General features: G+C 46.0%; 23 protein-coding genes. 13 read left to right on the top strand and 10 right to left on the bottom strand.

Annotated features, from left to right (window positions below; genetic code table 11):
- Nucleotides 1-49: 49 nt before the first annotated feature.
- The 4 genes from WC647_01110 to WC647_01095 all read right to left on the bottom strand — a co-directional run bounded on the left by WC647_01110 (nt 50) and on the right by WC647_01095 (nt 6,392).
- Nucleotides 50-2,053, bottom strand: a complete 2,004-nt coding sequence (locus tag WC647_01110) for an FAD-dependent oxidoreductase (protein ID MFA6220891.1) — start codon at nt 2,051-2,053, stop codon at nt 50-52.
- A 64-nt stretch (nt 2,054-2,117) separates the two neighbouring features.
- A complete protein-coding gene (locus WC647_01105) occupies nt 2,118-2,951 on the bottom strand; it encodes an enoyl-CoA hydratase-related protein (GenBank protein ID MFA6220890.1) in 834 nt (277 codons plus the stop codon).
- A gap of 73 nt (nt 2,952-3,024) precedes the next feature.
- Complete coding sequence (locus WC647_01100; GenBank protein ID MFA6220889.1) at nt 3,025-5,412, bottom strand: radical SAM protein; 2,388 nt, start codon at nt 5,410-5,412, stop codon at nt 3,025-3,027.
- 404 nt (nt 5,413-5,816) lie between these two features.
- Complete coding sequence (locus WC647_01095; GenBank protein ID MFA6220888.1) at nt 5,817-6,392, bottom strand: hypothetical protein; 576 nt, start codon at nt 6,390-6,392, stop codon at nt 5,817-5,819.
- A gap of 229 nt (nt 6,393-6,621) precedes the next feature.
- On the opposite strand from WC647_01095, the gene WC647_01090 reads away from it, so the two are divergent.
- The 4 genes from WC647_01090 (at nt 6,622) to WC647_01075 (ending at nt 9,020) form a co-directional block, all read left to right on the top strand.
- Nucleotides 6,622-7,107, top strand: a complete 486-nt coding sequence (locus WC647_01090; protein ID MFA6220887.1) for a response regulator — start codon at nt 6,622-6,624, stop codon at nt 7,105-7,107.
- An 8-nt stretch (nt 7,108-7,115) separates the two neighbouring features.
- Nucleotides 7,116-7,865, top strand: a complete 750-nt coding sequence (locus WC647_01085; GenBank protein MFA6220886.1) for a HesA/MoeB/ThiF family protein — start codon at nt 7,116-7,118, stop codon at nt 7,863-7,865.
- Between the two features lie 32 nt (nt 7,866-7,897).
- Nucleotides 7,898-8,620 (top strand): nucleotidyltransferase family protein, encoded by a 723-nt coding sequence (locus WC647_01080; GenBank protein MFA6220885.1) that lies wholly within the window; start codon nt 7,898-7,900, stop codon nt 8,618-8,620.
- 91 nt (nt 8,621-8,711) lie between these two features.
- Nucleotides 8,712-9,020, top strand: a complete 309-nt coding sequence (locus WC647_01075; protein MFA6220884.1) for a hypothetical protein — start codon at nt 8,712-8,714, stop codon at nt 9,018-9,020.
- A 67-nt stretch (nt 9,021-9,087) separates the two neighbouring features.
- On the opposite strand, the gene WC647_01070 is transcribed toward WC647_01075, so the two are convergent.
- A complete protein-coding gene (locus WC647_01070) occupies nt 9,088-9,834 on the bottom strand; it encodes an ABC transporter ATP-binding protein (protein ID MFA6220883.1) in 747 nt (248 codons plus the stop codon).
- 217 nt (nt 9,835-10,051) lie between these two features.
- On the opposite strand from WC647_01070, the gene WC647_01065 reads away from it, so the two are divergent.
- The 5 genes from WC647_01065 to WC647_01045 all read left to right on the top strand — a co-directional run bounded on the left by WC647_01065 (nt 10,052) and on the right by WC647_01045 (nt 13,171).
- Nucleotides 10,052-10,207, top strand: coding sequence for a hypothetical protein (locus WC647_01065; protein ID MFA6220882.1), 156 nt, complete (start codon nt 10,052-10,054; stop codon nt 10,205-10,207).
- Between the two features lie 21 nt (nt 10,208-10,228).
- Nucleotides 10,229-10,702 carry a thermonuclease family protein gene (locus tag WC647_01060; protein MFA6220881.1) on the top strand — a complete coding sequence of 158 codons (474 nt, stop codon included), beginning with the start codon at nt 10,229-10,231 and terminating at the stop codon, nt 10,700-10,702.
- A 20-nt stretch (nt 10,703-10,722) separates the two neighbouring features.
- Nucleotides 10,723-12,003, top strand: a complete 1,281-nt coding sequence (gene purD, locus WC647_01055) for a phosphoribosylamine--glycine ligase (protein ID MFA6220880.1) — start codon at nt 10,723-10,725, stop codon at nt 12,001-12,003.
- Nucleotides 12,004-12,195: 192 nt separating this feature from the next.
- A complete protein-coding gene (locus WC647_01050; protein ID MFA6220879.1) occupies nt 12,196-12,828 on the top strand; it encodes a TetR/AcrR family transcriptional regulator in 633 nt (210 codons plus the stop codon).
- Between the two features lie 16 nt (nt 12,829-12,844).
- Nucleotides 12,845-13,171: an SCP2 sterol-binding domain-containing protein gene (locus WC647_01045; protein MFA6220878.1), complete on the top strand. Its 327-nt coding sequence runs from the start codon at nt 12,845-12,847 to the stop codon at nt 13,169-13,171.
- A 65-nt stretch (nt 13,172-13,236) separates the two neighbouring features.
- Here WC647_01045 and cobU read toward each other — a convergent pair whose 3' ends face one another.
- The gene (gene cobU, locus WC647_01040) at nt 13,237-13,791 is read right to left on the bottom strand and encodes a bifunctional adenosylcobinamide kinase/adenosylcobinamide-phosphate guanylyltransferase (GenBank protein ID MFA6220877.1); all 555 of its coding nucleotides are present in this window, start codon (nt 13,789-13,791) and stop codon (nt 13,237-13,239) included.
- Nucleotides 13,792-14,061: 270 nt separating this feature from the next.
- Between cobU and WC647_01035 the strand changes: the two genes are divergently transcribed.
- A complete protein-coding gene (locus WC647_01035; GenBank protein MFA6220876.1) occupies nt 14,062-15,549 on the top strand; it encodes an AMP-binding protein in 1,488 nt (495 codons plus the stop codon).
- Nucleotides 15,546-16,400, top strand: a complete 855-nt coding sequence (locus tag WC647_01030) for an orotidine 5'-phosphate decarboxylase / HUMPS family protein (protein ID MFA6220875.1) — start codon at nt 15,546-15,548, stop codon at nt 16,398-16,400. The genes WC647_01035 and WC647_01030 overlap by 4 nt, the downstream gene beginning before the upstream one ends.
- Before the next feature lie 35 nt (nt 16,401-16,435).
- Here WC647_01030 and phoU read toward each other — a convergent pair whose 3' ends face one another.
- Complete coding sequence (gene phoU, locus WC647_01025) at nt 16,436-17,113, bottom strand: phosphate signaling complex protein PhoU (GenBank protein MFA6220874.1); 678 nt, start codon at nt 17,111-17,113, stop codon at nt 16,436-16,438.
- A 198-nt stretch (nt 17,114-17,311) separates the two neighbouring features.
- On the opposite strand from phoU, the gene WC647_01020 reads away from it, so the two are divergent.
- Both WC647_01020 and WC647_01015 read left to right on the top strand, forming a co-directional pair.
- The gene (locus tag WC647_01020) at nt 17,312-17,953 is read left to right on the top strand and encodes a pyridoxamine 5'-phosphate oxidase family protein (protein ID MFA6220873.1); all 642 of its coding nucleotides are present in this window, start codon (nt 17,312-17,314) and stop codon (nt 17,951-17,953) included.
- A gap of 57 nt (nt 17,954-18,010) precedes the next feature.
- Nucleotides 18,011-19,837, top strand: a complete 1,827-nt coding sequence (locus tag WC647_01015; protein MFA6220872.1) for an ATP-binding protein — start codon at nt 18,011-18,013, stop codon at nt 19,835-19,837.
- Nucleotides 19,838-19,943: 106 nt separating this feature from the next.
- Here WC647_01015 and WC647_01010 read toward each other — a convergent pair whose 3' ends face one another.
- The 3 genes from WC647_01010 to WC647_01000 are packed head-to-tail and all read right to left on the bottom strand — an operon-like array spanning nt 19,944 to nt 26,428.
- Nucleotides 19,944-21,953: an acetyl-CoA carboxylase biotin carboxylase subunit gene (locus WC647_01010; GenBank protein ID MFA6220871.1), complete on the bottom strand. Its 2,010-nt coding sequence runs from the start codon at nt 21,951-21,953 to the stop codon at nt 19,944-19,946.
- 11 nt (nt 21,954-21,964) lie between these two features.
- Nucleotides 21,965-23,593 (bottom strand): acyl-CoA carboxylase subunit beta, encoded by a 1,629-nt coding sequence (locus tag WC647_01005; GenBank protein MFA6220870.1) that lies wholly within the window; start codon nt 23,591-23,593, stop codon nt 21,965-21,967.
- 54 nt (nt 23,594-23,647) lie between these two features.
- Entirely contained in the window at nt 23,648-26,428 is a 2,781-nt protein-coding gene (locus WC647_01000; protein ID MFA6220869.1) for a bifunctional transaldolase/phosoglucose isomerase, read from the bottom strand.
- Nucleotides 26,429-26,487 lie beyond the last annotated feature (59 nt).

Genomic DNA, 26,487 nt, shown 5'->3' with positions numbered 1-26,487 from the left:
TGCCTGGTTGGAATTCGGAAAAAAATCTTTTTAAACGCAAAAAGTCAGTCTAAATTTCACACGCCAACGCGAACCCATCATCCAAAGCGTTACCAATCTTGCCACATCTTTTCGCGTCCCCAATTATCTTCACGTTGAAGCCAGCTTCTTCCAAGGTCTTAGCCAGGGAGTTTTCGGGTCTGGAACCCATGGCCAGGACAACGGAATCGCTCTTTATGGTCACATCGTTTCCGTCAGCGTCCGTGTAAACTACAAAATTTTCTCCAATATCCTTCATCTTCGCCTGGGTGATTAGCCTGATGCCTCTCATCTCAAGCTCTTTCATTAGTACCCACCGAGTAGAAGCGCCGACATCCTGGCCCATCTTACGGGCCATCTCTATAACCGTGACGTTCTTAATCCCCTTCACCATCAGTTCTCTAAGGGTCTCAGTGGTCTCTGCGTTGTGTAGCGTTAGAAAATATAATTGTTCCGGCGATATTGTGCCTTTTGTGGCAAGGTAGATAGCAGTCTCCAAACCCACCGAACCACCACCGACAATCGTCACATCCTTGCCTGTTTGACAATTACCACTAAGCGCATCCCAAGCCTGATAAACATTTGGCGCTTGAACAGCCTCGATCGGTGGTTTGAAGGGGACAGCTCCTGTGGCAACCACCACGATGTCCGGTTTTTCTTTTAAAACCAGTTCAGGTGTGACCTCGGTGTTCAGCCGTACGTCCACACCATATTTCGGGAGAAGCGCCGTATAATAATCAAAAAGATAATGGAAATCGTGTTTTCCTGTTGGTTCAGCCGCCCATCTGACCTGGCCGCCTATTTCCGGTTCTTTATCAAGCAATATTACGTTATGTCCTCTTTCAGCAGCGGTTACGGCAAACTCACAACCAGCGGGACCAGCTCCGGCTACCAATATTTTTTTCTTGGCGGCCGCCGGTCCATATTCAGTGGAAGCTTCTTTACCTGCTCGAGGATTTACCAGGCAGCCGACCGGCTGGAGTAGGAACACATGATCAAAACATCTTTGATTGCAGGCGATACAGCGTCTGATCTCAGCGGTTTTCCCCTGTCTGGTTTTATTCACAAATTCAGGGTCCGCAATCAAACCGCGGGCTACGCCCACAAGATCAGCCACACCTTCCTTCAAAACTTCTTCGGCTACAAAAGGATCATTGATGCGGTTGCAGCCGACCACCGGCACAGTAACTGTCTCTTTAATTCCGGCCGCCAGATATACAAAGCCCGCTTGTGGCAGATCCATGGTGATCTGGGGTACCCGGCTCTCATGCCATCCACCGGTTACATTTATGCAGTCGGCCCCTGCCTTTTCAGCCTCCGCTGCAAATATTCTGGATTCTTTGTTGGTGTGGCTGCCTGGAACAAAGTCATTGCCTGCGACTCTGACTATCAGGGCGGTATGCTTTCCCACGGCGTCGCGGACAGCGGAAATGGTTTCCAAACCGAACCGCATTCTATTCTCTAGTGGTCCCCCGTATTCATCTTCGCGCTTGTTTGTCTTTGGAGACAGAAACTGACAGATTAAATATCCGGCTGACGCAAGGACCTCAACGGCGTCAAATCCGGCCTTTTCGGCCCTTTTCGCGGCTTTAACGAAATCGTCCTGAACTCTGCGAATATCCTCAATAGTCATGGCCTTGGTTTTCTGACGCGTGAAATAGCTCGTATATTCAGATGGGGCCAGCAGAGGCAATCCTTTAAGGCTACAGAATGAGTAGGCTCCGGCCATATACAGTTGAACAGCTACCTTTGCTCCGTCTTCATGAATCTTGTCTGTAAAACGTTTCAATCCAGGCACAAATGAATCATCCTTGATTCCAAGCATGAGATCAATTCCGGCCGCCTGATCGTTAATCTCAGCTCCACCCACTATTATCAGCCCTGTGCCACCTCTCGCTCTTGCTGAGTAAAAATTTATGAACTGATCACTCACGAGGCCATTAGGGGTATAATTTAGGTGCATAGCGGTCATTACGACTCGATTTTTGAGTTCAACCGGTCCAATTTTAATCGGCTCAAAAAGTTTGGTTATCAATCTTTCCTCCTCGAAATGGAAATGTTTGATTTAATGGCTAATAGATTGGGGTCTTTGCGCCGGATCAAGCCCCTTTGAAAGTTCCTTTTCTCTTCTGCATATATGCGGCGAAAGCCTCAAAGATATCTTCAGAAGGCATTATCATTGATGATCGAGCAGCGTTGAAATCAAGCGCCTGGTCAATTGGGACGTGCTGGTTATACAGAAAAACATCTTTTGCGCCCTGAACCGCCAAGGGAGGGTTGCTTGCAATCTCTTCAGCGATTTTCATGGCCTCGGCCTCCATGATCGTCTGGTCCTGATAGACATGATTAACAAGGTTGATATCACGAGCGTGCTGAGAGTCAAACCTGTTTCCACGAAAGGCTATTTCTCTGGCATGACCCTGGCCGACTACTTTGGGCAATCGCTGCAGGCCCCCCACGTCTGTTATTATAGCCAGGGTAGCTTCAGGTAGGCCAAAAATCGTTTCAGACGAGCAGACCCTGAAGTCGCAACATAGGGCAAGTTCCAGACCAGCTCCGAGGCAGTGCCCGTGAAGACAGGCAATCGTTGGTTGGGACAGTCGCTCCAATCTTGTGTGATAGTCCTGGATTCTTCTTACTACCTTGTAGAAAGTCACTTTCTGCTGTGCCGATGGGTTGCCTGTTATCATTGGAATCAGATCATTTTCCGGACTCAGGTCAAGCCCAGCGCAAAAAGACTTTCCTTGACCCTTAACCAATATGACCCTAACCTCCAGGTCAGCTTCAGCCTTAGCTATTGCCGTAGCAAGCGATTCCCAAAGACTCAAATTCATCGCGTTGCGTTTTTCGGGCCGGTTAAGAGTAATAAAACCAAGGACCCCTTCTCTATGATAAGTAACGAGGTCTTTTTTTGTTTCTGTTTGTTGATCCATATTTCAATCTCCAAGCGTCAGATTAGATTAAATCTAAGAGGTCTTTGATCTCACCATAAGTGGTCTGAGTTAATTACTCGTCAAAGAGTGAAGCCCCATGGACTATTGGCTTGGGAGGACGTTTGCCCGGTTTTGGTAAAGCCTCTCTATCCAGTGCCGCCAACATTTTGAGGTTCATGACATGATTCTCAAGAGCCGACAAATTAGCGCTGTCCGAAGACTTGGTTTTGAGACAGTCGAACAAGGTTTCTTGAAAATCGAAGTCGTGAGATTGCGGCGAGCTTTTAAGGAGGCTGTACGCCTGTTCCGGTTTGTCGAGTTTCAAAAGAATCCGGGCTCTTTTCAAAATATTCGAATGAATCGCAGGGCCTATTGCTTCATAATATTTTAGCGCCTGATCAAATTTCCCAGAGCCTGCCAGAGTATCGGCTACAGCGTTCAGGGCGTGAATTTTACCGGAAATTAGGTCAGCCAATTGGGCAACCATTTCGAGCTTATCCAGTTTTGCCATCATTTGGGTCAGCGCAAGGAAATGACCTGGTGTTCGTAGCAGTGTTTGATGGTCCGCGTCTCTGAGGCACAGGTAGTAAAGTATTTCATTTTCTGTTCTCAAAAAATCCAGATCCTGAAAATCGTAGTGGTTTTTCTTTGCCAGCCTTATGACGTCTTCTATCGACTCGGGCTGCAACGTCTTAAAGACTTTGTGAATTTTTGCATGGACTTCTACTGTCTTACCTTGCAACTCGGCCTGGAGGTAGTCTTGAGGAAAACTGAACTCAAATTTAACATCCTGCCCTGCTACGGCTCCAAGTAGCCCTTCTTCAAAGGACGGCAACAGCAACCCTCTACCTAATAGAACATCCCAATATTTGCCTGAGATACCGGTAAAAGGAACTCCGCCCATGTAACTCCTTGAATCGAATATTATTCGATCAGAGGAGTCAGAAGATTCATTGGTTTCATGGAACAAAATAAGTCCTGATATCAATTCACTGACAGATTCCTCATCCCCAACCAAATTTCTGAATCCGTTTAGAAAATCTTTTAATAGGTCGAATTCTTCTATAGCGTTGGAAGCGAGAGTCCCATAAACATAATATTCTGGCTCCTCTTTTAAATCTTCCCTGGCGTTTAACAGGAAATCCAACACCTCAAAAACACGCTGCTTATAATAAACATCTCGGCTGAGCTGTTCGTTGGCCAGAGCCCAAAGGTTTCTCACCTTTTGTATATTCTGAGCATCCATGGAGTCAGTTTCATATTGATCTCCGATGGAGAGATAGCCCGGTCTCCATTTTTCTATTGGTCTGTACCCAAAATCTCGGCAATTCCGTTCATAAGTCGACCCGAAATACAGTTGCATCTGTTGGGAACCGGAATTGGATTCCACCGGTACATTTAGTGATTTAACGAAACTGATTGTGGCCCTTGCGTCATCTATCGTCTCTCCGGGAAGCCCAAATATAGTAAAAAGCTCGGTTTCAAGTCCGATTGACTGGGCATAGGCTATATTTTCCCTTACCCTTTCCAGCGAGATTCCTTTTTTGGTTCTCTTGAGCACTTCCGGACTGCCGGATTCTAGACCGAATGCGATGGTATCAGCTCCGGCGGCCTTAAGAGAATCCATTATTTCCTCATCAACGAGGTCTGATCTAGTTTGTAGCCAGAAGGGGGTGTTGATACCAAGTCGTGTTTTTTCATTGAGAAGCTCGAGTGTCCTTTTCTTGTTCTCAGTGAAATTGGGGTCAGCGAACCAGAACCTTTGAATGCCTTGTTCGCTGAGCACGCTCATTTCTTCAATCACTCGGGATACCGAATGATATCGTATACGTCCTTTACAAACCCCCGGAGTTATACAAAACAGACAATTGTGCCTGCATCCTCTGGATGACAGCAGTATGGCCGTGTCTTTGCCCTGAACATTCAGGATCTGAGTGAGATACGGTGATGGATAATTGTCCAGATCATCACCGGGGACGGGACCTTCCGCATTGTGAAAAACGGCGCCACTTTCCCGGCCACTTAACCCCGCCACACTGTTAAAGGGGCTTCCGTTTTTTATGGAATTGACGAGGTTCAGAAACACCAACTCCCCTTCTCCGTGGACAAGAAAGTCTACGTCAGGCAAGTATTCAAGAGCGGAGGAGGGCATTCCGACAATTTGGGGACCACCAAGGGCGACAAAGATTTCTTTATGTTTGGATTTTATATATCGCGCATAAAAACGAATACGATTCATTGTGCTTTGATATGCCGTAAACCCGATGACACCCGGTCGAATCCTTTTGATCCAGGACTCGAGTTCGGTCAGCCCAAGTGGGCGGTCCTGCAGATCATCCAGTATTACTCCTTTGGAACCGTTTATTTGCAAAAAAGCCAATATGTATCCAAGGGAAATTGGAATACTTTCCGATGATTCATATCCGACGTCGTGATTTACATTGACGAAAATGAGGTTCACTTTGACTCCATAACTCTCGGTATTCTTGCTGACTTAATGACCTTTCGGATGAATTCTGACTTGTAAGGTTGACCTTGACCCAGCAGGCTGTTTATAGTGGGGACACCTGATGAATCATGAATACCACAAGAATCCGATATGAAATTTAATAAAATTTTCTATCTCCAAAAATAATCGTGTTTAAAGGAACTTTCGATGAAAAAAATAAAGAGTCCATATTACGGATTACTTTGGATTCTTATTTGGACTGTAGGGATCATTTGGTTTATTTGGACTGATATTTTTAGCCAGAGGGAGCTGACCGGTCTGATACTTGTTTGGCTTATATTGGTTGGGGTCACTTCATATTTTATCTGGATGAACTTTAAAGCCAAACGTAAAAAATTATAACCATCACCGGATGATCAACGACCCACTCGTAAAGCGGCCTCAATGGTCTGGATCACTTGAGCGCGAGCGTTCTCAACTGGCACCCCTCCCTGCAGCAAACATGTCAGATAATACCTTGCTGTCATCTGCATCTCTGCCTCGGAACGGGCATTTGCAATTAAAGCAGGGTATTGGGAGCAATCGGCTCTTGGCCTTTGCTGAACCGGGCCGATGGGGCGATGACCTCCTGGCGGTGGCGCATCCTGTCTGAATTGAGATTGCGGATTTGTCCGGGAATGGGGGTTTCCGTTTGTGGAATGGTCATTCTTGGGCCTTACAGGAGGAGACGATACCACTTGCTCTGGCGTATCGTCGGTTGGAGGCCCAAAGCCAAAATCCTTCATTATTTGGGGCGTCACGGGAGATATTTTAGGGCCTGTCCCCTGAGAATTAGGATTCTTGCTTGGACCCCTGCTTGCCGATGTAGCTGAGTCGAATTCAGGCGCCGTTGGGGCTAAATACGGGAAGTCCTGAGCCCGAGCGCAGTCAGGAACAACCAACCAGCAGTGTATGATAGACAAAACAATTATAATGCAGTAACGCAATCTCATCACTCAAAGGTCTCACCATTTTTTCAATGGCGATTTTATATCACAGGGCTGGATGAAAATCCATCCGACAAAGAGCTAATACATTATAACTATAAGGAATATATGCTCAAAAACATATTGGACACGCTAAAGGCTGGAGACATGATAGAAAATATTGACGTGAACGTGGCGATTGAGTAGGTTTTTTTAGGCGGACGGTTTCATTGATTCGAGTCAACGGAGATACGGGATGTTTGACTATACAATCCTAAAGGACAAGCGAATCCTCGCTGTCGACGACGAACCCGACATCCTGGAAGTCATTAGAGAAGAGTTTCCTGAGAGCCTAGTTCTCGTGGCGGGAAATTTTGAGACAGCGCTCCATTTAATTCAAAACAACATATTTGATCTGATCATTTTGGATATAATGGGAGTCAACGGCCTGGAATTATTAGCCCATAGCCGACAATTGGGTATGCCGGCGACGATGTTGACGGCGCACGCCATAAACTCCGATTCGTTGAACAGATCGATACGTTTGGGAGCCGTTTCATTCATCCCGAAGGATGAATTGGCCCATTTGCCGGAGTATGTAGCGGAAATATTGGAAGGACTTGAAGATGGCCACACGCATTGGAAACGTCTTTTTGAACGGTTGGGACCATTTTTCAGGGATCAACTGGGGATAGCGTGGGCCGATTTGGACAAACCCCCAAATCCGCCTTACATTTATTGATGAACTTCATGCTTGACCCTCCAGACCGTTACAGCCGCCATGTCCTCCTCCAAATGATAGGAGCCGCCGGCCAGGAAAGGATTCGAAAATCTCGGATATTGGTAGCCGGACTAGGCGCGTTAGGTTCTGTGATTTCCATTTTGTTGGCAAGGGCTGGAGTCGGTTTTCTCAGGATAGTCGATCGAGACTCTCCCGAACTACATAATTTGAGTCGGCAGATACTGTATAACGAGGATGACGTCCTCACGGGATTGACCAAGGCTGAAGCGGCCCGTAAAAATCTTTTGGCCATGGCCTCAAACGTGGAGATTGAAGCGGTCAATCAGGAGATAGACGAGACCAACGTAGGACGATTGGTCCAGGGAATTGATCTCGTGATGGACGCTCTGGACAATGCGCATACCAGATTTATCGTGAACGACGCTATCTTAAGAGCAAAAATTCCTTATATTTTTGGTGGCGCTGTAGAAACAGTAGGGAATGTTATGACGATCATTCCTGGAAAATCTCCGTGCCTAAGGTGTATCTGGCCCGACCCTACAAGTGTGGCCGGCCATGCCAAAGCGTCTACTGTAGGGGTGTTATCGTCTGTAGCGTCGTTGGTGGCGTCCGTGCAGGTCACTGAGGCATTCAAGGTTTTGTCAGGTGACATCTCGAATTTGATTCCAGGTATATTGGTCATAGACGCCTGGAAAAATCACTTTCATGTTGTTCCGGTAGAATCGAACCCACATTGTGTTTGCGAGCAAATTAGTTAAGAATTGTGGCTCACCTGAGTTAACGTTGGGGCATGTCTAAAAATAAACTAGATTTTAAGGCTTTTGTGCTCGTAGGTGGAATGGGAACCAGGCTTCGGTCAGTAGTTTCTGATCGGCCAAAGCCAATGGCCGACGTACTTGGAAAACCTTTTCTGGAAATCATAATTCGGCTCCTCGCGGCCAAAGGGGTAAGAAAATTTGTTCTACTTGTTGGCTATAAAGCTCATGAGATCGAATCATATTTCAACGGCGCAGAATTTCGTGATTATGACATAGAATTTTCTCATGAATCCGAACCCCTGGGCACGGGTGGAGCTGTAAGGAACGCTCAGAAATTTGCTACTGAACCGACTTTACTTGTCAATGGGGACACTTACTTCGATATTGATCTTGAACGATTCTGTGCATTCCATGCCCTGAAAAAGGCTGATGTCACAATATCATTATTTAAAGTCCCTGACGCTGGTAGGTATGGCTCGGTTGGCGTAAGCCCCGATGGATTAGTTACAAGCTTTCATGAAAAGGACGCAGGAAGAACAGGCGCCGGTCTTATTAACGCAGGGATGTCATTGCTGTCCAAAACATTTATTGCAGATCTTCCTAATCAGAAGTCCTTTTCAATGGAAACTGAAGTGTTTCCAAAATTTGTCAACACAGGCAAAATGTTTGGTTTGGAACAACAGGGACCATTTTTCGACATAGGAACACCTCAGAGTTATTTCGAATTCTGTAAATTTGCGAAGTCTGGCCAATAGGGATTGTGACAAAGCTATTGCTATATGGATGGATATGATTAAATCAAATTTGAATACGCAAAATCACGTTACGTAAAACATGGAGAATTTTATGTGTACCGTTAGCGCTGGAAACATTATAATGGAAAATGAAACGATAATGGATTTGATGGCTAATTCGAATCTGGACCTCATACACAAACAGGTGTTAATGACCCTGTATGCTTTTGAAGCGCAAAAGCGCCTTAGTGATTTCAAAGCCATTCTACCTGTATACCTTTCAATGTCGTGGGAAAATTGTGCAGAGATCCTGAAAGTTTTGGAATCAGAGGGCTTGATAACTCTTGTTAAGGATACAGTCGTTATGAACTATCCGCTGAATATCGAGGCTGCGGATTCATCATGCGGGTGCATGTCCTGAAGCCATCGCACGATACGTTTCTACCTTGGCGCAAATTGGCGAAAGTACGGTACTGAGGACCGTTGGCTCAAGTTATGGACACGGTTGGCTCTGGTCCTGTGGGGACAGGGTTGCCAAGGGAGTTTGGTTCGAATCCATCCGAAACAAGTATACCGTCTCGAATACGGATAATTCTGTCACACGCCCGACCTATTTCATCTTCGTGGGTTACAAGCGCTACGGTAAATCCCTGACGAGCGATATTTCTAAGTTGTTCAATCACTATGTCGGTATTTTTCTGATCCAATTGTCCGGTAGGTTCATCCCCCAAAATCAATGATGGATTGTTCACAAGCGCTCTGGCGATAGCGGCTCTTTGCCGTTCACCGCCGGAGAGTCTGTTGGACCAATGGTCTACCCGGTGTGAGAGCCCAACTCGCTCAAGAGCGCGAAGTATTTTTCCCCGGCGAATGGTTTTATCAGCTTCAGCATATATCAAAGGAAGCTCCAAATTCTCAAAGACGGTAGAGTTAGCCAGGAGATCACAGCTCTGGAAAACGAATCCAAGTTCTCTGTTTCGGAAATGGGCCTGTTCCTCTTTTGAAAACTCCAGTATGTTTTGGCCCTTGAATAAATACATTCCCGATGTTGGCGGATGGAGTAATCCAAGAACGTAAAGCAGTGTCGATTTGCCTGAGCCTGAAGGGCCCATTATGGCTACCATCTCACCCCGATATATCTTAATATTTATGCCTCGAAGCGCAGGTATCACCCTGTCTCCGTCGTAATAGTCTTTCCCCAGATCTCTTGTCTCAATTATAATTTCATTGTTCATGTGTGGCATAACCGCGTCCCATATATTTCAACATAAATATCATAAACTAAAACACGATTTTATTGAACGGCAATTATCGTCCGGCGCGTGATCAGGTGTGCAAAACAGTTTGAATATGATTTTCCGGGGGTACAAGTTTTCCACAAATCCATTCGTGTGATATAGTTGTGATATGTTCCAGATCTTGAAACAAACAGACGGCCTCCGAGGCTCTTTTGTGCGACTCATCAAAATGGGAGTTGATGATTTCACTGTCCTGATAAGGTCTTCAGACGATGGGCGTTTTCATCACCGCTACGTGGGGCCTGACTTAATAAAAGCTGAAGAAATTTTCACCTCAGAGTCTGACAAGCTACTATTCAATGTGGATTGACAAGGCGGGGCTTAACATCATATGGCCAAACTGAAATTGAAGAACGAATGGAAACTTTGGGCTGGCATAGGCGCTTTGGTTTTGTTGCTGGTTGGTTACCTCTATTGGGTAAGCCGACCTCCCACAGAGGGAGGAGAGCGTCTTTGGCGAGTTACTCAGGTTGTTGACGGAACAACTCTCACTCTGCGAGGCTCAGGCAAACTAATAGAACTGAAACTCATAGGCGTACGCGTTCCTGCATCTCAGGAAACAGCAGCGCGTGACTTTCTGACCAACTCCCTCAACGACAAATGGTTGCGGATCAAAATTGTACGAGAGAATCCAAATGGGGTTAACGAAGGTTTCGCCTACATTTCAGGTGAGGACGTAACCGCTCGAATGATTAGACTGGGCTTGGCTACAATAGATAGAGAAGAAAAAAAATTCGATGTGAGACCTTACATAGAGCTTGAGCAGGAAGCTGAAAAGGCAAAAAGAGGACTTTGGAACAAGTAATACATTAGGGAGCCTCAGTGATGAAGATTCTTTTGGTCGGATCAGGAGGACGTGAGCACGCTCTGGCCTGGAAGATGGCAGCGTCGGGATTGGTAAAGGAATTGGTTGCTGCTCCTGGAAACGTTGGAATTGCCGGTGAACCCAAGTGTCGGATCGTTCCAATTTCTTCGGATGACATTTCAGGTCTCGTCGAATTGGCGAAGAAAGAGAAATTCGATCTCACTGTTGTTGGGCCTGAAGCCCCCCTGGTCGCTGGTCTGACAGATGAGTTAATTAAAAATGGTCTCAAGGTTTTCGGCCCATCTTCGGGCGCTGCTCTATTGGAGGGAAGTAAGGCCTTTTCCAAAGAGCTTATGAAAAAGTACGGGATACCCACAGCGGACTTTGAAACTTTTGAAGACTATGGTCGAGCCGAGAACCATATTAATTCCGCTAAGTTTCCGCTGGTTGTCAAAGCCGATGGACTTGCCGCCGGGAAGGGTGTTTTTGTCTGTGAGACCCGCCACGAAGCTTTGGACGCAATCGATCAAATAATGAAGAAAAAAGTCTTCGGCGACGCTGGATCGAGATTAATTGTTGAAGACTGTTTGAAGGGTGAAGAAGCTTCATTTATCGCCTTTACCGATGGCGAGTCCGTAATGCCGTTAGCGAGTTCACAAGACCATAAGGCCATATTTGACGACGACAAAGGACCTAATACTGGGGGAATGGGCGCATATTCGCCTGCGCCTGTTGTCACGTCAACCGCTCATGACAGAATAATGAATGAAGTAATGCTTCCGACCGTAAAAGCCATGGCGGCCGAGGGTAGGCCCTACGTCGGTTTCTTGTACGCCGGTTTGATGATCAGGGACGACATTCCACAGGTTTTGGAATTCAATGTGAGACTTGGAGATCCTGAGGCTCAACCTCTTCTGGTTAGAATGAAAACGGACCCTATTCCCCTCATGATAGCGGCTTTGGAAGGGCGTCTCAGTAAACAATCCATCCAATGGGATGATGACGCTTCAGTATGCGTGGTCATGGCTTCCAACGGCTATCCGGGAACATATTCAAAAGGTAAGCTCATCTCGGGAATCGAACGGGCCGAAGCAATACCGGGGATAAAGGTCTTTATCGCCGGAGCCGGAAATTCATCCAATGGAATCGTAACAGCAGGCGGGCGAGTACTAGGAGTCACATCATTGGGTGAAAACATACCGAAGGCCATCGACATAGCCTATCAGGCGGTGGAGAAAATTGACTGGGAAGGCGCTCACTACAGACGTGACATAGGAAAAAAAGCCCTGTCTAGAGCTTGAGGGATACAAGTCTGCTTTAGACTTGAAGCCGAAAAAGTTTGTCCGGGAGCCATCAAGATTAGGATCCCGGACAAACCGCAATAGCGCTCGCCTGTTGACATTAATTATAAGCGCGTTAGGTTGGTGGTCAAGACAAAAGAAGGGCCACTCAATTTGATTGACAGGTCAATCAGATATTGATAGCTTCGCTTAATGACTGTCAATAACTCTCTAGCGACAGATTCCCGAAAGGACAAAGAAACCGTCATCCTCGACGCTGCCTGCAGGGTATTTAGGGAAAAAGGATTTCATCAGGCAAGGATTACCGATATAGCTCAAACGGCTGGCATTTCTTATGGTCTTGTTTATCACTATTTCACCAGTAAGGCGGATTTATTTGACGCAATATTGAAAGAGTGGTGGACAGGATTGTTCGATTTAATGGAGAAATGGGATAGCGACGCCGCAAACGTGGAAGTTCAACTGTCGGCCCTTGTGACCTATTTTCTCGATCAATATCAGAAAAAACCGGATCTCGTTCACATATTTATCACCGAGATTTCAAGATCGGCTGCCAACCTGACCCCGTCGCGCGTTAACTGGTTCAAGATGTTCCTGTCAAGAACCGAGAAGATAATGTCTGTAGGGCAGACGGGGAACATTTTACGAACGGACATCAAGGCGAGATATTTGACATACATTTTTTTGGGAGCTATTGAGAGCTTCGTGTCGGCTATGGTTCTCGAGAATCAACCGTTGAGGAGTAAAGCCCAAAAGCAGCGAATAGCCATTGGATTGATGCAGGTATTTATGAACGGGGCAAAACCGATAGACGCGAAAATTTAGAACAGGAGAAAAACAGATGGCCCTTACAACAGTAAATGAAGTCTTTGAAAAAATGCCGCAGGTATTTAATGCCACGGCAGCGTCAGGTCTGGACATGGTGTTTCAGTTTCACATAACAGGTGATCAGGCCGGTGATTGGAATGTAGTAATAAAAGACCAAACATGCCAAGTCGCTAGTGGAATTCATTCAAGTCCGTCAGTGACTTTGACCATGGAAGGTTCAGACTGGTTGGACATGTGCAATGGCAAATTAAACGGAGTAACTGCCTTTATGACGGGCAAATTGAGAGCTGCCGGCGACATAATGGCTGCCCAAAGAATTCCTACTCTTTTCCCTCTGTAATTGTAGACTACATTCGTTGAATGTGTGAACCGCGGCTTAGTTTTTCTGAGCCGCGGTTTTGTTCCTTATGTCTTGGGACTGCGATTTTTCAAGAATAAAGGTTGTCCGCATACCATCAGGACGACCACATCAGCCTCATTGGAAACGACTTGATTGCAACGTCCCATCAAATCCAGAAACAATCGTGTTTGTTCATTGTCCGGGACAATTCCCAACCCCGTCTCATTTGTTACCAGGATAATTTCTCCAGGATGGGACAAGCAGGCCTGAATCATGTTCGTCGCTTCTCTGAAAATGATATCTTCAGAAATTGAATTTTGATTCTTTTGACTCTCGTACATGAGATTGTTTATCCATAACGTCAGACAATCAATCAACAAGACATTATATCCACTTGAGCTAGATACCGCCCTCACTAAATTCAGCGGTTCTTCGATAGTGGTCCAGCCGGCGGATTTTCTTGCTTCCTGATGTTTTCTGATCCGGTCCGCCATTTCTTGATCCAGAACAGGACACGTGGCTATAAAAGCTCTAGGGCCGGGAATTTTTTCAGCAAGGGTTTGGGCATAATAACTCTTACCGCTTCGCCGACCGCCTACAACCAGACATATATTCCCCATCTAGAAAACCTCTTGTCAAAGTCATTCGCGTATTGACCCTTTTGAAAATCGTAGCCATGTTGCGGCCCTCAGGAAAATAAACAGTTCAAGAGATGGTCAACCCAAGCTACTCCGATAAAATATACCGATTCAAGCCTCACCATCATCTGCCATATTTCTGCCCAAATCAGTTTTATTCGTCAAGCGGTTGATAAAATGAGTTGAAAATGTTAATCATTTAAAATTCCTGTTTCTTATTAAGTGTTTCAAAAACTTTTGCCCGGAGTCTCTATGAATCTGAGTCAGATGGTGGACAGAGCCGCAAGTGATTTGCCCGATCACACTGCGTTGGTATTTGAGGATCAGAAGATTTCTTATTCTGAACTCCTAAAGGGGATCAACAGATTATCCAATGCTTTGGTAAAAGCTGGAGTACAGAGTGGCGATCGAGTTGTTACGCTCATGGGTAACCGGCCCGAATTTGTGATGTCCTATTTTGCAGTCATGCGAGTCGGCGCCATATGCGTCACCTTAAATCCCCTGTCCACGGCCTACGAGTTAAGCCATTATTTGAGCGATTGCAGACCCGCTGTTATTATCAGCGGGCCTGACCAATCAGCCAAAATCGTCAAGGCAAAGGAACACGCCGATTATTTGAAAATGATCATTTCCCTTGACCCTCAAGAGGGTGAAGTCGGATTTGCTCAAATTCAGCGGGATTTTCCTGATAAATTTGATGCTGTTGATTTAGACGAGAACGCCCCGGCCGTAATCATATTCACAGCCGGCTTATTAGGGAGGGCTTTAGGGGCGACGTTGAGTCACAGGAATCTAGATAGTAATTCCAATTTGTTACGTGATGTCGCTAAAAGGGGTCCGGAAACCCATGGGCTAGCTTTAATTCCGCTTTTTCACGCGTTTGGAGCTTCAACAAATTTATTGGGAACGATCAAGGCAGGTGGAACCGTATATTTAGTAGAAAAAGTAGATTTCCCTCGATTGATCCCCTGGCTCAAAGAAGCCCAAATTAGCTACTCCGGTCTCGTGCCGATGGTCTACTACGGGCTCATCTATCACCCATCATGCAAAGATCTGGATCTTTCAAGTTTCCAAATAGCCATTAGCGGAGGAGCGCCCCTGTCGATGGAAATCCATGAAAAATTCTGCGAGAAATACAGGATTCCATTATATCACGGCTATGGTTTGACTGAAGCGTCTCCTGTAGTGTCATGGAACAACATGAATTTTCCTAATAAGCCCAAAACCGTGGGTCTACCTGTGCCTGATGTCACGATACAAATCCATGACGATAACGGGAATCCACTGCCCACAGGAATTGAAGGGGAGGTTGTGGTTCAGGGTCCCAACGTGATGCTTGGATATTTTGGCAGACCTAACGAGACCAAAACAGTAATACGGAATGGATGGCTCTACACAGGAGACATTGGCTTTCTTGATGAAGACGGATATCTGACTTTGACCGGGCTAAAGAAGGACCTCATTATAACCTCAGGATTCAACGTATATTGCCAGGAAGTTGAAGAAATCTTGATCAGACACCCCAGTGTGGCTGACGTCGCATTAGTAGGGGTTCCAGATCTGATGCGCGGTCAAGTCATAGAAGCGATTGTGGTTCCAGAGAGTGGGGTCAAGGCGGATGAACGTGAGATTATGAGGTTTTGCAAGGAGTATCTTTCACGATACAAATGCCCAAGGAAGGTAGCGTTTGTTCAAGAAATTACCAGGGATTCTCACGGTAGGGCGTCCGGTTGGAAATGAAAAAGTTTGCCGTAATCGCTTCGCTGGATCTGGAAACCTCAAACGCTGTCATTAATGTTTCTTCAAAGGTCGCAAGAATAGTTGATGGAATCAAAATAGGCGTTCCGACTTTGCTGGAATCCGGGACAGAGATTCTCCTGAGAGTTCGTGATATCCTTGGTGACAAACCTTTACTGGTGGATCTGAAAATTGCGGACATAGGTTTTAGGTCATCAACTTCCTGGAATGGTACCAACGCTAAGATTCTTGCAAGATTGAACCAGTCTGGCGCCACCCATGTTACGGTTCATGGGTTTCCTGGGCCTTCATCAGTCGCGGAAGCGGTACATGTCGGCGATGATTACGGAATAAGGGTCTTGTTATTGCCTATGATGAGTCATGCGGGGGCTGATACTTTTTTTTCAAGGCCCCTGGACATATCACGGTTTCGCTCAGACTGCGCTTCTTGTGGAATAGAATTAGATTGCGATGACGTTGGTGAGTTTAGAGACATTACTGAGGGAATATTACGTCTTGGTGAGGCCATAGGTGTTGCTGGTTATATAGGACCCGCGACAAGGCCCGATGATCTGAAGCGTTACCGTTCTATTACGGAAAAACCAATCTGGTGTCCCGGTTTTGGGAGACAGGATCGTTTAGGAAGGTCTCTTGCCAGGCAGTTGGAAGACTGGGCGTCTGTTGTTGGCCCTCATTCCGCCGCAATAGTTGGGTCTTCGATATATGGCGCTCGGGACCCGGAAGCAGCGGCCCAACAAATAATAGAACTAAGAGATTCCATTCTCTTGGAATTCAATTCTTCATCCGAAGATTCTAGCGACTTTGCAAGCGTTGCTCGGAGTTTTACGTTCTAGACACATAGAAGGCGCATATCGGTCCTAGCGGCGCGCTATTTAGTGGAAGAATGTCCATGGCGAACTATTTCCCCGGTAGCCATATAAATGACATCCTCCGCGATATTGGTGGAATGATCAGAAATCCTCTCCAGATGTCTTGAAACAAGAAACAGGTGTGTGAGAGCATGGCGTCGGTCAAGTTCAGCAGCCAGTCTTTCTTCAAAATTCCTGTGTAATTTATGTTTCATCATGTCCACTTCATCATCATCCGTTAAAACCTCAGCGGCTAATGCGTCATCCATATTCACAAAAGCGTCCAGGGCTTTCTTGAGCATATTTTCAGTTCTCTCGGCCATGAAATAATAATCAAGAGGAATTTGAAGCGATGGTTCTGAAGCCAGTAACACGGCTGTTTCAGCGATGTTAACGGCAAGGTCGCCAATACGTTCGAGCTGATTAATTATTTTGAAGACCCCGGCTATGAATCGCAAATCCATGGCTACTGGTTGATGTAGAGCGAGGATTTCGAGGCAGTCTTCTTCTATCTCTATCTCGACTTTGTCAATTTCCCTATCCCCGTCAATGATACCTGTAGCCAACCTTGCGTCTCTATCTCGAATACTTTTTACAGCCAGCTTGACGCTTTCTTCAACTGTTGTGGCAAGAGAAATCAGCTTGTTTTTAAGCATCTCATTTTTTCGTTGCAGTCTTATCCTAGTGGCGCGAACCATAAGCTTTTCCTCTAAATAATTTGATCAATATGCTCGGCAACTGAACGTGTCTTCCGTAAAAGGGATCAAGTGCGACCCCTTCGTAAATTGGTTCGATTGAACCTGCTGACTCATGACGGTTCAATAATACATAACGGAAAGAAACTTGTCCTCTAATTTCATCACCTGTGTGATCAATCATTTAGTTACGGCACGAGGATGAATCTTCAAGATGGAGGATCGGGAGGAGTTGTGGCGCAATCTTACGGTAGTGATTTGAGTGGATTCGGATCAGAATCAAATAAGGGATCATGGAACCTGCGTTCGATATCGATAGACGCTGGTCTGACACAGGAAAGCAGCGATAGTGTCCAATTTGACAAAGAAGGACGTCTGAAATCGTTATCTGAACTGATCAACGCTTTGTCAGAGCTATTTTCTCAACAAAAACTTGCGGTGCTTGCTACACAAGGGGAAAGTGGTCCATACGGTAATCTGGTGGCTTTTCTGGCCAGCCTGGATTTAAGGAGTCTGATTTTTGCAACTCCAAAAGCCACAAGAAAATTTAGTAATATGATCGAGTGTCCTATGGTAGCTTTTGTTATTGATAACCGATCAAACAGTCTGGATGATTTTTTTCAAGCCGTGGTGGTAACGGCGATAGGCAGGGCGAGTGAATTGAAATCACACGATAGGGAATCGTTTCTGGAATTATATGAGCGGAAACATCCTAATCTTCGAGATTTCGCTTCTGACCCAGGTTGCGCCCTTATGAAAATAGACGTTGAAAAATACACCTGTGTGTTCAGGTTTCAAAACGTGTTGGAATTATACTGGCAAGGACGGGAACTAACCGCATAAGGAGCCATGCGGATTCCCCAAAGTTTCTACTGCCTGAAATTGAGTTGAGGAAAATTTATGAGAGCGATCAATGATCACAACGTATTTGACAAACGCATTATTGGTTTCTTGATAATCGATCAAACCGGCAAGATTCTGTATGTGAACCCTGGAGCGCAAAATCTGGCGATAGATAAAACGAATATAGCAGTCGGAACAGTTCTCAACAACGTCCCAGAGAATAGAAAGTCCCTTGAGCTTTCTGTAACGGAGCGGAATCAGTCCAGGTCTTTCAAGGCGATAATTTCATGCGAACCGATAGATATTTATAGCGGGAAACTCAGAATCTTGACCATTTATTCTTCGGATCCATGTGTAACATCCTATCATGAGACTATCTTTTCGGGACAAAGACTGAATTCACTGTTTTGCGACATGATGGAAAGCATGCTGATTGTCGATTCTTCTAATGGCAATATTCTGTGGTCTAACCCATGCGCCAACGCGACTTTTGGATATTCCCCTGAATGCTTGGTAGGCAAGCATTTTACTTGTATTTTCCCCCCGGGCTCGGAAATTAAAGCGACAAATGTGCTCAATGAAGTTGTTTGCGCTGACGGAGTATTTTTGACTCAAAGTTTTCAACGTAGTGACGGTCAAGTGTTCTACATGGATCTTACAGCGTGCCTCATCCCATGGGAGGGAGACTCGTCCGCGATACTCGCTGTTTTCAGAGACGCCTCAGAGCGGAAACAAATGGAAGAGGTCCGTTTAGAAACCGAGCGATTGAGATCGTTTTCAGAGCTATCAGCGGGGGTGGCTCATCATTTTAACAACATGCTCCAGGTTATAATTGGCTTCGCCGGCCTTGCCCAAATTGAGATCGAAACGGCAGACCCGCGTCGAATCAAGCAGAGACTGGAACAGATAATTATCAGTTCTAACGCCGCTGCTGCAGCCATTAGAAGTTTACAGGATTTTGCCAGATGTGGTCAGCCCATGGGTTCCGCATTCCGTAATGTGGTTAATCTCAAAAAACTCGCTCAAAGGGCCATAGATTTAAGCCGATTGTGGTGGAGAACACAATCTGAGAAGCGGGGCATAGTTGTTTCGATAGATACAGATTTGAAAGAAGATTGTTACATCGATGTGAATCAGGATCGGATCCTGGAAGTTATGATAAATCTGGTCAAGAATGGTTTGGAATCTCTATCTGAAAATGGAACGGTTCGTGTCGGGGTAGAATCTGAGGAGCACGAAGCCACGTTCTATGTTCAGGATACCGGAGTGGGAATAAAAGAAGCGGATCTCAAAAGAATTTTCGATCCCTTCTGGACGACGAAAGGACCTACAAAAAGTGGGTTGGGATTACCGAGCGCCATGGGAATAGTGAAGCAAAACAACGGGGAAATAACAGTGGAAAGTTCCGAAGGAAGGGGTTCGATTTTTAGAGTCAAGTTTCCCGCAACAAAAATTTTTCCCGGCGCTCGTTCAAGACAAGTCTCTAAAGATACTGCAGAACGCCTGACGGTCCTACTAATTGATGAAGAGGAAAAAGTTGTTGAATCATTCAGCGACGGTCTCGTTTCCAAGGGATATTCAGTTCACAGCGCAAACACTGTTGAGGACGGATTGAGGATTCTGGATGGAATTAACGTAGATGTGATAGTGAGTGACGCCAGTGTTCAAGGAATGAGTGGCTGGGATTTGGGGAGAACCCTGAAAAGAAGATTTTCTGGATTGGACAAAAAACGACCAATCCTGATCTTACTAACGGCCTGGGGGGTCGAAGACGGATCAAAGCATGACTTGTTAAAGGCCGGGGTGGATCGAGTCCTGTCAAAACCAATCTCAATAGAGGATCTCGTACATTACATAAAGGAAATCCTTTCAAGAAACCACTGATGTTCGATATCCGAGGTTAGCTAAGGGTGTTAAGTTTCTCCATGAGATCATTTTTATCCCATATAATTTGATCCAAAAACCTTGGGAAAAAACCGGAATAACCTCATTATTCTTTGAACGTGATCAGGACTTCATCTGTTTCGACAGTTTGGCCGGGGCGCACCAAAATCTGATCTATTTGACCGTCTCGTGTGGACGCGACAGCGCTTTCCATTTTCATGGATTCCATGCGAAGCAATTCCTGGCCCTTACGAACCTGAGTTCCTTCTTCAACAGTTATCGCTGTTATTAGGCCTGGCATGGGACATTTCAAAGAGTTTTCCTGGATAGGTTTGATGTCCCTAAGCATAAACTGGGCAAGGCTCCATTCAAGAGGCGTGTAGATTTCAAAGATACGGACTATTCCGCAAAAATAGGTCCTGATATGGTTGTCCAGGTACTGAAGGCGAAACATGTTGGCGATTCCGTCAATGTAGAGCTTTAAACGTCTCCTGTAATATTCAAATTCAGGTGCCACGACCGTGTATTGTTTCCCATTTACAGTGATGTCCATTCTTCTGTTTTGCTCTGAGCCTTCCAATTCTATCTCGAAGACATCAGAGGATGATCGGACTACATACCTGTGTATCAAGGGACGCTGTTCAGCAGCCCCAACATGTGGACTCATAGGTCTCAGAGAATCCCGGACCAGATTTCGTCTAGTGTGAGATACCAAGACTGCGGCCATAGTCATATAATGAAGATCCTGTTCAGCAGGTGGAATACGACTTTGCCCATCTTCAAAATAATCCTGAATGAAACTGGTTGACAAGTCGCCGCTCGCAAAAGCCGGGTGACAGAGTACGGAGTTAACAAAATCCAGATTTGTTGTGACTCCCTCAATATGATACCCGTTCAGCGCACGTACCAGATGCTTTCGAGCTTCTTCCCGATTCGCTCCCCATGCGGACACCTTCGCTAGTAAGCTATCATAATGAATAGTGATAACGCTTCCAGCGTCAATGCCGCTGTCTACTCGTATGTTCTTGCCGAGAGGAATGGCATAGCGGGTTATCATGCCGGTGGTTGGAAGAAAACCGCGTGAGGGATCTTCCGCGCATATCCGGGCCTCTATAGCCCACCCTTTTATCAATACATCTTCCTGTTTGATGGCAAGTGGTTCCCCTGCGGCAATCCGGATCTGAAGTTCAACCAAATCCAAGTCAGTTACTAACTCAGTCACGGGGTGTTCAACCTGGAGGCGGGTATTCATCTCAAGGAAATAATAATTTTTTTCTTCATTTAAAATAAACTCCACCGTGCCGGCTCCCGCGTAGCCGGCTGCCCTGGCTAGATCACAGGCTGTTTTACCCATTTGAACGCGAAGCGATTCGTGTATCGCCCTGGAAGGAGTTTCCTCAATTACTTTCTGATAACGCCGTTGTATCGAGCACTCTCTTTCACCAAGGTGAATAATTGAGCCATAATTGTCTGCCATGACCTGAATTTCTATATGTCGTGGCCGCGTTACGAAACGTTCCACGAATATCCGGTCATCTCCAAAGCTCTTCTTCGTTTCTGCCCTGCACGCTTCAAGCGCTCCGGGTAGTTCAGTCATGTCATTCACAATTCGCATGCCTCTACCCCCTCCGCCGGAGGCGGGTTTTAGAAGCACGGGGAAACCGATTTCCTTAGCCACGGCCATGGCTTCTTTGACGCTGAGGACTGGCTCTTCACGACCGGGCACTACGGGTACTCCGGTTTTAATCGCTAAAGCTTTCGACGCAATCTTGTCACCTAGCAGGGAAATAGCCTGGATCGGGGGTCCAATGAAAACTAATCCCACCTCTTGAACCATCCTTGCAAATTCAGCGTTTTCAGATAGGAATCCATATCCGGGATGTACGGCCTGGCATCCGTGATGCAAAGCGGCTTCTATGATCTTTTCTGAATTCAGGAAAGAATCCTGAGATCTGGAAGGTCCGATGAGACAAGACTCATCCGCGTCGTGAACGTAGGGAGATCTAAAGTCCGCCTCTGAATATACGGCCACTGATTTCAATCCCATTCGCTTGCAGGTGCGAATTATTCGAACAGCGATCTCGCCTCTATTGGCTACTAATATTTTGTCAAACACTCTGCCTAACCTCAAAGAGGAATGTTGCCATGTTTACGTTTTGGCCTGTCACCGTGCTTACCTTCCAGGAATTGCAGGCTTCTAATCAGTCGTCCCCTGGTGTCCCTGGGGAAAATCACATCGTCGATGTAGCCTCGTTTTGCGGCGAGGAACGGGTTTGCAAAAGTTTTTCTGTAGAAAGCTTCCTTTTCGACCAAAGCCGCCGACGGATGAGATGAAGCCTGAATTTCTTTTCGGTAAATGACTTCAGCCGCTCCTCTAGGGCCCATAACCGCTATCTCGGCGGTGGGCCACGCATAATTTAAATCCGCTCCTATGTGCTTTGAGTTCATGACAATATAAGCGCCGCCGTAAGCCTTTCTTACAACCACAGTAATTCTAGGTACCGTAGCCTCAATAAAGGCATACAGGAGTTTTGCCCCGTGTCGTATGATTCCCCCATGTTCCTGCTCGGGACCAGGCATAAAACCAGGAACATCGACGAAACAAATGAGTGGAATGTTGAAGGCGTCACAGAATCTAACAAAACGGGCTCCCTTCGCCGAAGCGTTACTATCAAGAACTCCAGCCAAAACAGCCGGTTGGTTAGCAATGAGCCCTATGGTTTGTCCACCAAGTCGTCCGAATCCCACGATCAGATTTTTTGCGAAGTGAGATTGGACTTCGAAAAACTCGGCCCCGTCCAGGACGCTGTTAATTAGAACTTTCATGTCATAAGGCTGATTAGGGCTCACCGGAACCAGATAATCGAGCGCAGGGTCTTTTCTGTCGTTTGGATCCCGGAGATCTAGAAAAGGGGGTTTTTGCATGTTGTTGGATGGTAAGTAATTAATTAGTCTGCGGACTTCCCTGATGCACAAGATGTCGTTTGGTAAAACGAAATGAGCTACTCCACTTTTGGACGAATGAACACCGGCGCCTCCCAAATCGTCAAACGAAATATCCTGATGTATTATCGTCTTAACAACATTAGGCCCAGTAACGAACATGTAAGACGAATGTTCAACCATGAAAGTAAAATCGGTCATTGCCGGGCTATAAACAGCCCCACCAGCGCATGGACCCATAATGCAAGATATCTGGGGAATCACTCCACTTGCCATCACGTTTCGATTAAAGATCTGGCCATATGCCGCCAGAGAATCCACGCCTTCCTGGATACGGGCTCCTCCGGAATCGTTCAGCCCAATGAATGGAGCCCCAACTCTAACCGCATGGTCCATAACTTTGCTTATCTTTTCAGAATGGGCTTCTCCTAATGAGCCTCCGATCACGGTGAAATCCTGACTGAAGATGAAGACTTCTCTTCCGTCGATGGTACCGTGCCCCGTGATTACACCATCACTGAGATGTTCTTTTTCTCCTCCGAGATGGCCTCCTCTTCCAGCCTTGAGGACGTCGAATTCTTCGAATGATCCTTCGTCGAGGAGTAAATCAACTCTTTCCCTTGCGGTTAGTTTCCCGCGGGCGTGTTGCTCCGTTATACGTTTTTGCCCGCCTCCACCCCTCGCTTCATCCCTCATCCTCTGCAATTTTGCGAGGTTATCGTGAATCGGCCAATCAGTATCTTTCGTCTCAATTGAATCGTTTAAAGCTGGCGAGTTGGTCGCGTCAATTGATTGATTGGACGGCTTTTGCATCTTTATCTCCAAGTTAAAATCCTGAACTAATTAGTTTCTCAACAGAATAGCCAACTAGTCAAGAATAAAAAATCTTTTCAAAGCTTCCAGAATCTCTCCCAATTGCGATTCATCCTTAAGGTGAACGCGAATCACATTCCTTTCTCTTTTAGTTAGAGTTCTTAAATCACCGAACGCCTGAGCGGATTTGAGCGTGCCGAATGAATAATTAACTCCAGGTATGGGCAGATCATCAAAATCGTCGGCTGTTATGATAAGGAAATGACCGTTATTTGCGCCTCCCTTGTGAATCTGTCCTGTTGAATGAAGATACCTCGGGCCAAACCCGACTGTCGTCGCAACTCCAAACTTGTCTCTCACAAATGTCCTTAAAACTTCGAGTTCCGAATCATTCACTGTATTTGATCTGATAAAGGCATTAAACGCAACATAATCCCCGGGTTTAACACTCGAGATAAAGTCTCCGATTTTAGAGTCAAAATTATGGCCTCCTATTTCCAGAACCTCAGACTCGGGAAATTGACCTTGAGCAGCACATTCTTTGATTGTAGAAGCTGCAATATCCTTTGATTCTTGAACGTTAGGCTGATCAAAGGGATTTATTTTGAGGATCTGACCTGCGACGGCAGTTGCGAATTCCCACCGAAAGATTTCCCGTCCAATATCATACGCGTTATGCATCCTTAAGGTAACGACAGGAAAACCATCTCGTTCAAGCTCTGAAACAGCCATGTCGTATGTTGAGTCCGAATCTAATCGGAGATAAACAAAAATTCTGTCCTTGCCGTAACAAAAAGGTCTTCCAACTGGCTCACCTTCGATTGGTAGAACTCCTTTACCGTCTTTTCCGAGACTCTCAGCTACCAGTTGTTCCAACCAACATGCGAAGCTCTTTAAAGGCGGAGAAACGATGAGGGTGAGTTTGTCCCGACCGGAAAAAGCCGCCTGAGCCATGATAACGCCGAGCCACGCTCCCGGGCTTTCCAAGGCTGGCGCATCTGCTCCAGAGGCTTCTACCGCTTGCGATGAACGGGCAAGAAGGAAACTGATATCAACTCCGATGAGCGCTGCCGGGACCAGCCCAAAATATGACAGGGCGCTAAACCTCCCACCTATATCCGAAGGATTCAGGAATATTTTCCTGAATTTTTTTTCAGCCGCGAGTTTTCCTAAAATAGTGCCTGGATCCGTTATTGCGACAAAATGTCTTCCCACAGAATCTCTCTCCGAGTCTTGCACACGTTTATAGAAATATTTGAATAAAGACATGACTTCAATTGTTCCGCCAGTTTTGCTGCTGACTATGAACAAAGTCTTTTTTAGGTCTAACGACAATTCAATATCTCGAATCGCGTCGGGAACTGTTGTGTCAATCACTCTTAGATCCGGATATTGCTCATTATGTCCAAAACAATTCAAAAAAACTTCAGAAGCGAGAGCGCTACCGCCCATCCCGATTAAAACCACATGTTCATATCCAGCCGCGATGATTTCTATCGCAAAATTCTTTAGTTTCTCGACTTCACAGACCATAGTCTCCACAATGCGAAGCCATCCCAGGCGATGAGCGATTTCGGCTCGACTAGAAGGATCATCGGTCCACAACTCGGGCCTCATGTCCCATATCTGGTCCGTCACCTTCTCCCTATCGAGTCGAACTAAAATTTCATCAACATCTCGTTGCAGGTTCCCCAAAGACGCGGACCTATGTCCCCAACCGCGAAGCAACCTGGTCCTCTTGCGAGCTATCTCCGAGAGCAATTCATCAAATGAATCGCCAAACGAACTGACCCCCGCTTCCGTTAATCTCTGCATGATCAGGTCCATGCTGAGGCCTTCTCTCTCTATTGCTTCAAAAATACTCCTGGCGTTTTTCGAATTTGGACCAATTCGACGTTCGGGATCTCCATGATCACGGTAGGCTTCCAGTGTAGCTTTCGGAAGTGTGTTGATAGTGCCCGGCCAAAGAAGATTGTCGACATAGTATGTGTCTGGATACAATGGATTCTTGACGCTGGTGCTGGCCCAAAGAACTCGTTGAGGTTTAGCTCCCATTTTTGACAGGTTTTTCCACCTGTCTGATGCAAGAATCTCAGTATAAATTTCATAAGCCAGATTTGCGTTTGCAATCGCCGCCTGTCCTATCAACTCGTTGCACGCGCTACGGCTAGCGGGACCTGAAAACTCGCGCAATCTTTCATCTACAACCGTGTCTACACGGCTTACAAAAAATGAAGCTACGGAAGCGATTCCATTTGGGTTTCCTCCCGTATCTATCCATTTTTCCAATCCATCCATATACGCTTGAACAACGGCTCGATATTGCTCAAGGGAGAAAATCAGTGTAGCGTTTATGTTAATCCCCGCCGATATCAGCTCTCTTACAGCGTCAACTCCCTGTGGAGTGGCGGGTACTTTGATCATGAGATTTGGTCGATCTACCTTGTCAAAGAGTCTCTTGGCTTCGGACACTGTTTTTGCCCTCTCATAACCCAGGTCAGGGGGAACCGCGAGACTCACAAAGCCATCGACACCGTTTGTCTGTTTAAAGATCGGGAAAAGAAGGTCTGCAGCTTCACTTATGTCCGCGATGACAAGGTGCTCATAAACACCCGTCACGCCAGCTCCTTTGTCGACTTCGATATGAATGTCTTCATCGTAAATTTTTTCGTTACTAATAGAATTAAGAAGAATAGTCGGATTCGAAGTTATTCCTGAGATACCGTCTTCTTCTATTAATCTTTTGAGAGATCCTGACCGGAGCAATTCGCGACCCAGGTTGTCATACCATATAGATTGACCGAAGGAGTTTATGAGTTTCAAGGAGCTAGACATGAGCACCTCCATCCTAACGTTTAACGAACTGAAAACTCACCGAAAATTAACAATCTTCT

It is taken from the genome of Desulfomonilaceae bacterium, assembly GCA_041662605.1.
In the GTDB taxonomy this organism is placed as follows: domain Bacteria; phylum Desulfobacterota; class Desulfomonilia; order Desulfomonilales; family Desulfomonilaceae; genus CAJBEZ01.
Note: the sequence above shows the minus strand (reverse complement) of the source record. Positions and strands in the feature narration are given on the sequence as shown.

Excerpts from the sequence above, each read along its gene's own strand:
- WC647_01105 (MFA6220890.1), bottom strand. The coding sequence starts at position 2,951 with ATGGATCAACAAACAGAAACAAAAAAAGACCTCGTTACTTATCATAGA.
- WC647_01095 (MFA6220888.1), bottom strand. The coding sequence starts at position 6,392 with ATGAGATTGCGTTACTGCATTATAATTGTTTTGTCTATCATACACTGC.
- WC647_01090 (MFA6220887.1), top strand. The coding sequence starts at position 6,622 with ATGTTTGACTATACAATCCTAAAGGACAAGCGAATCCTCGCTGTCGAC.
- WC647_01085 (MFA6220886.1), top strand. The coding sequence starts at position 7,116 with ATGCTTGACCCTCCAGACCGTTACAGCCGCCATGTCCTCCTCCAAATG.
- WC647_01080 (MFA6220885.1), top strand. The coding sequence starts at position 7,898 with ATGTCTAAAAATAAACTAGATTTTAAGGCTTTTGTGCTCGTAGGTGGA.
- WC647_01075 (MFA6220884.1), top strand. The coding sequence starts at position 8,712 with ATGTGTACCGTTAGCGCTGGAAACATTATAATGGAAAATGAAACGATA.
- WC647_01070 (MFA6220883.1), bottom strand. The coding sequence starts at position 9,834 with ATGAACAATGAAATTATAATTGAGACAAGAGATCTGGGGAAAGACTAT.
- WC647_01060 (MFA6220881.1), top strand. The coding sequence starts at position 10,229 with ATGGCCAAACTGAAATTGAAGAACGAATGGAAACTTTGGGCTGGCATA.
- purD (MFA6220880.1), top strand. The coding sequence starts at position 10,723 with ATGAAGATTCTTTTGGTCGGATCAGGAGGACGTGAGCACGCTCTGGCC.
- WC647_01050 (MFA6220879.1), top strand. The coding sequence starts at position 12,196 with ATGACTGTCAATAACTCTCTAGCGACAGATTCCCGAAAGGACAAAGAA.
- WC647_01045 (MFA6220878.1), top strand. The coding sequence starts at position 12,845 with ATGGCCCTTACAACAGTAAATGAAGTCTTTGAAAAAATGCCGCAGGTA.
- cobU (MFA6220877.1), bottom strand. The coding sequence starts at position 13,791 with ATGGGGAATATATGTCTGGTTGTAGGCGGTCGGCGAAGCGGTAAGAGT.
- WC647_01035 (MFA6220876.1), top strand. The coding sequence starts at position 14,062 with ATGAATCTGAGTCAGATGGTGGACAGAGCCGCAAGTGATTTGCCCGAT.
- WC647_01030 (MFA6220875.1), top strand. The coding sequence starts at position 15,546 with ATGAAAAAGTTTGCCGTAATCGCTTCGCTGGATCTGGAAACCTCAAAC.
- phoU (MFA6220874.1), bottom strand. The coding sequence starts at position 17,113 with ATGGTTCGCGCCACTAGGATAAGACTGCAACGAAAAAATGAGATGCTT.
- WC647_01020 (MFA6220873.1), top strand. The coding sequence starts at position 17,312 with ATGAATCTTCAAGATGGAGGATCGGGAGGAGTTGTGGCGCAATCTTAC.
- WC647_01015 (MFA6220872.1), top strand. The coding sequence starts at position 18,011 with ATGAGAGCGATCAATGATCACAACGTATTTGACAAACGCATTATTGGT.
- WC647_01005 (MFA6220870.1), bottom strand. The coding sequence starts at position 23,593 with ATGCAAAAGCCGTCCAATCAATCAATTGACGCGACCAACTCGCCAGCT.
- WC647_01000 (MFA6220869.1), bottom strand. The coding sequence starts at position 26,428 with ATGTCTAGCTCCTTGAAACTCATAAACTCCTTCGGTCAATCTATATGG.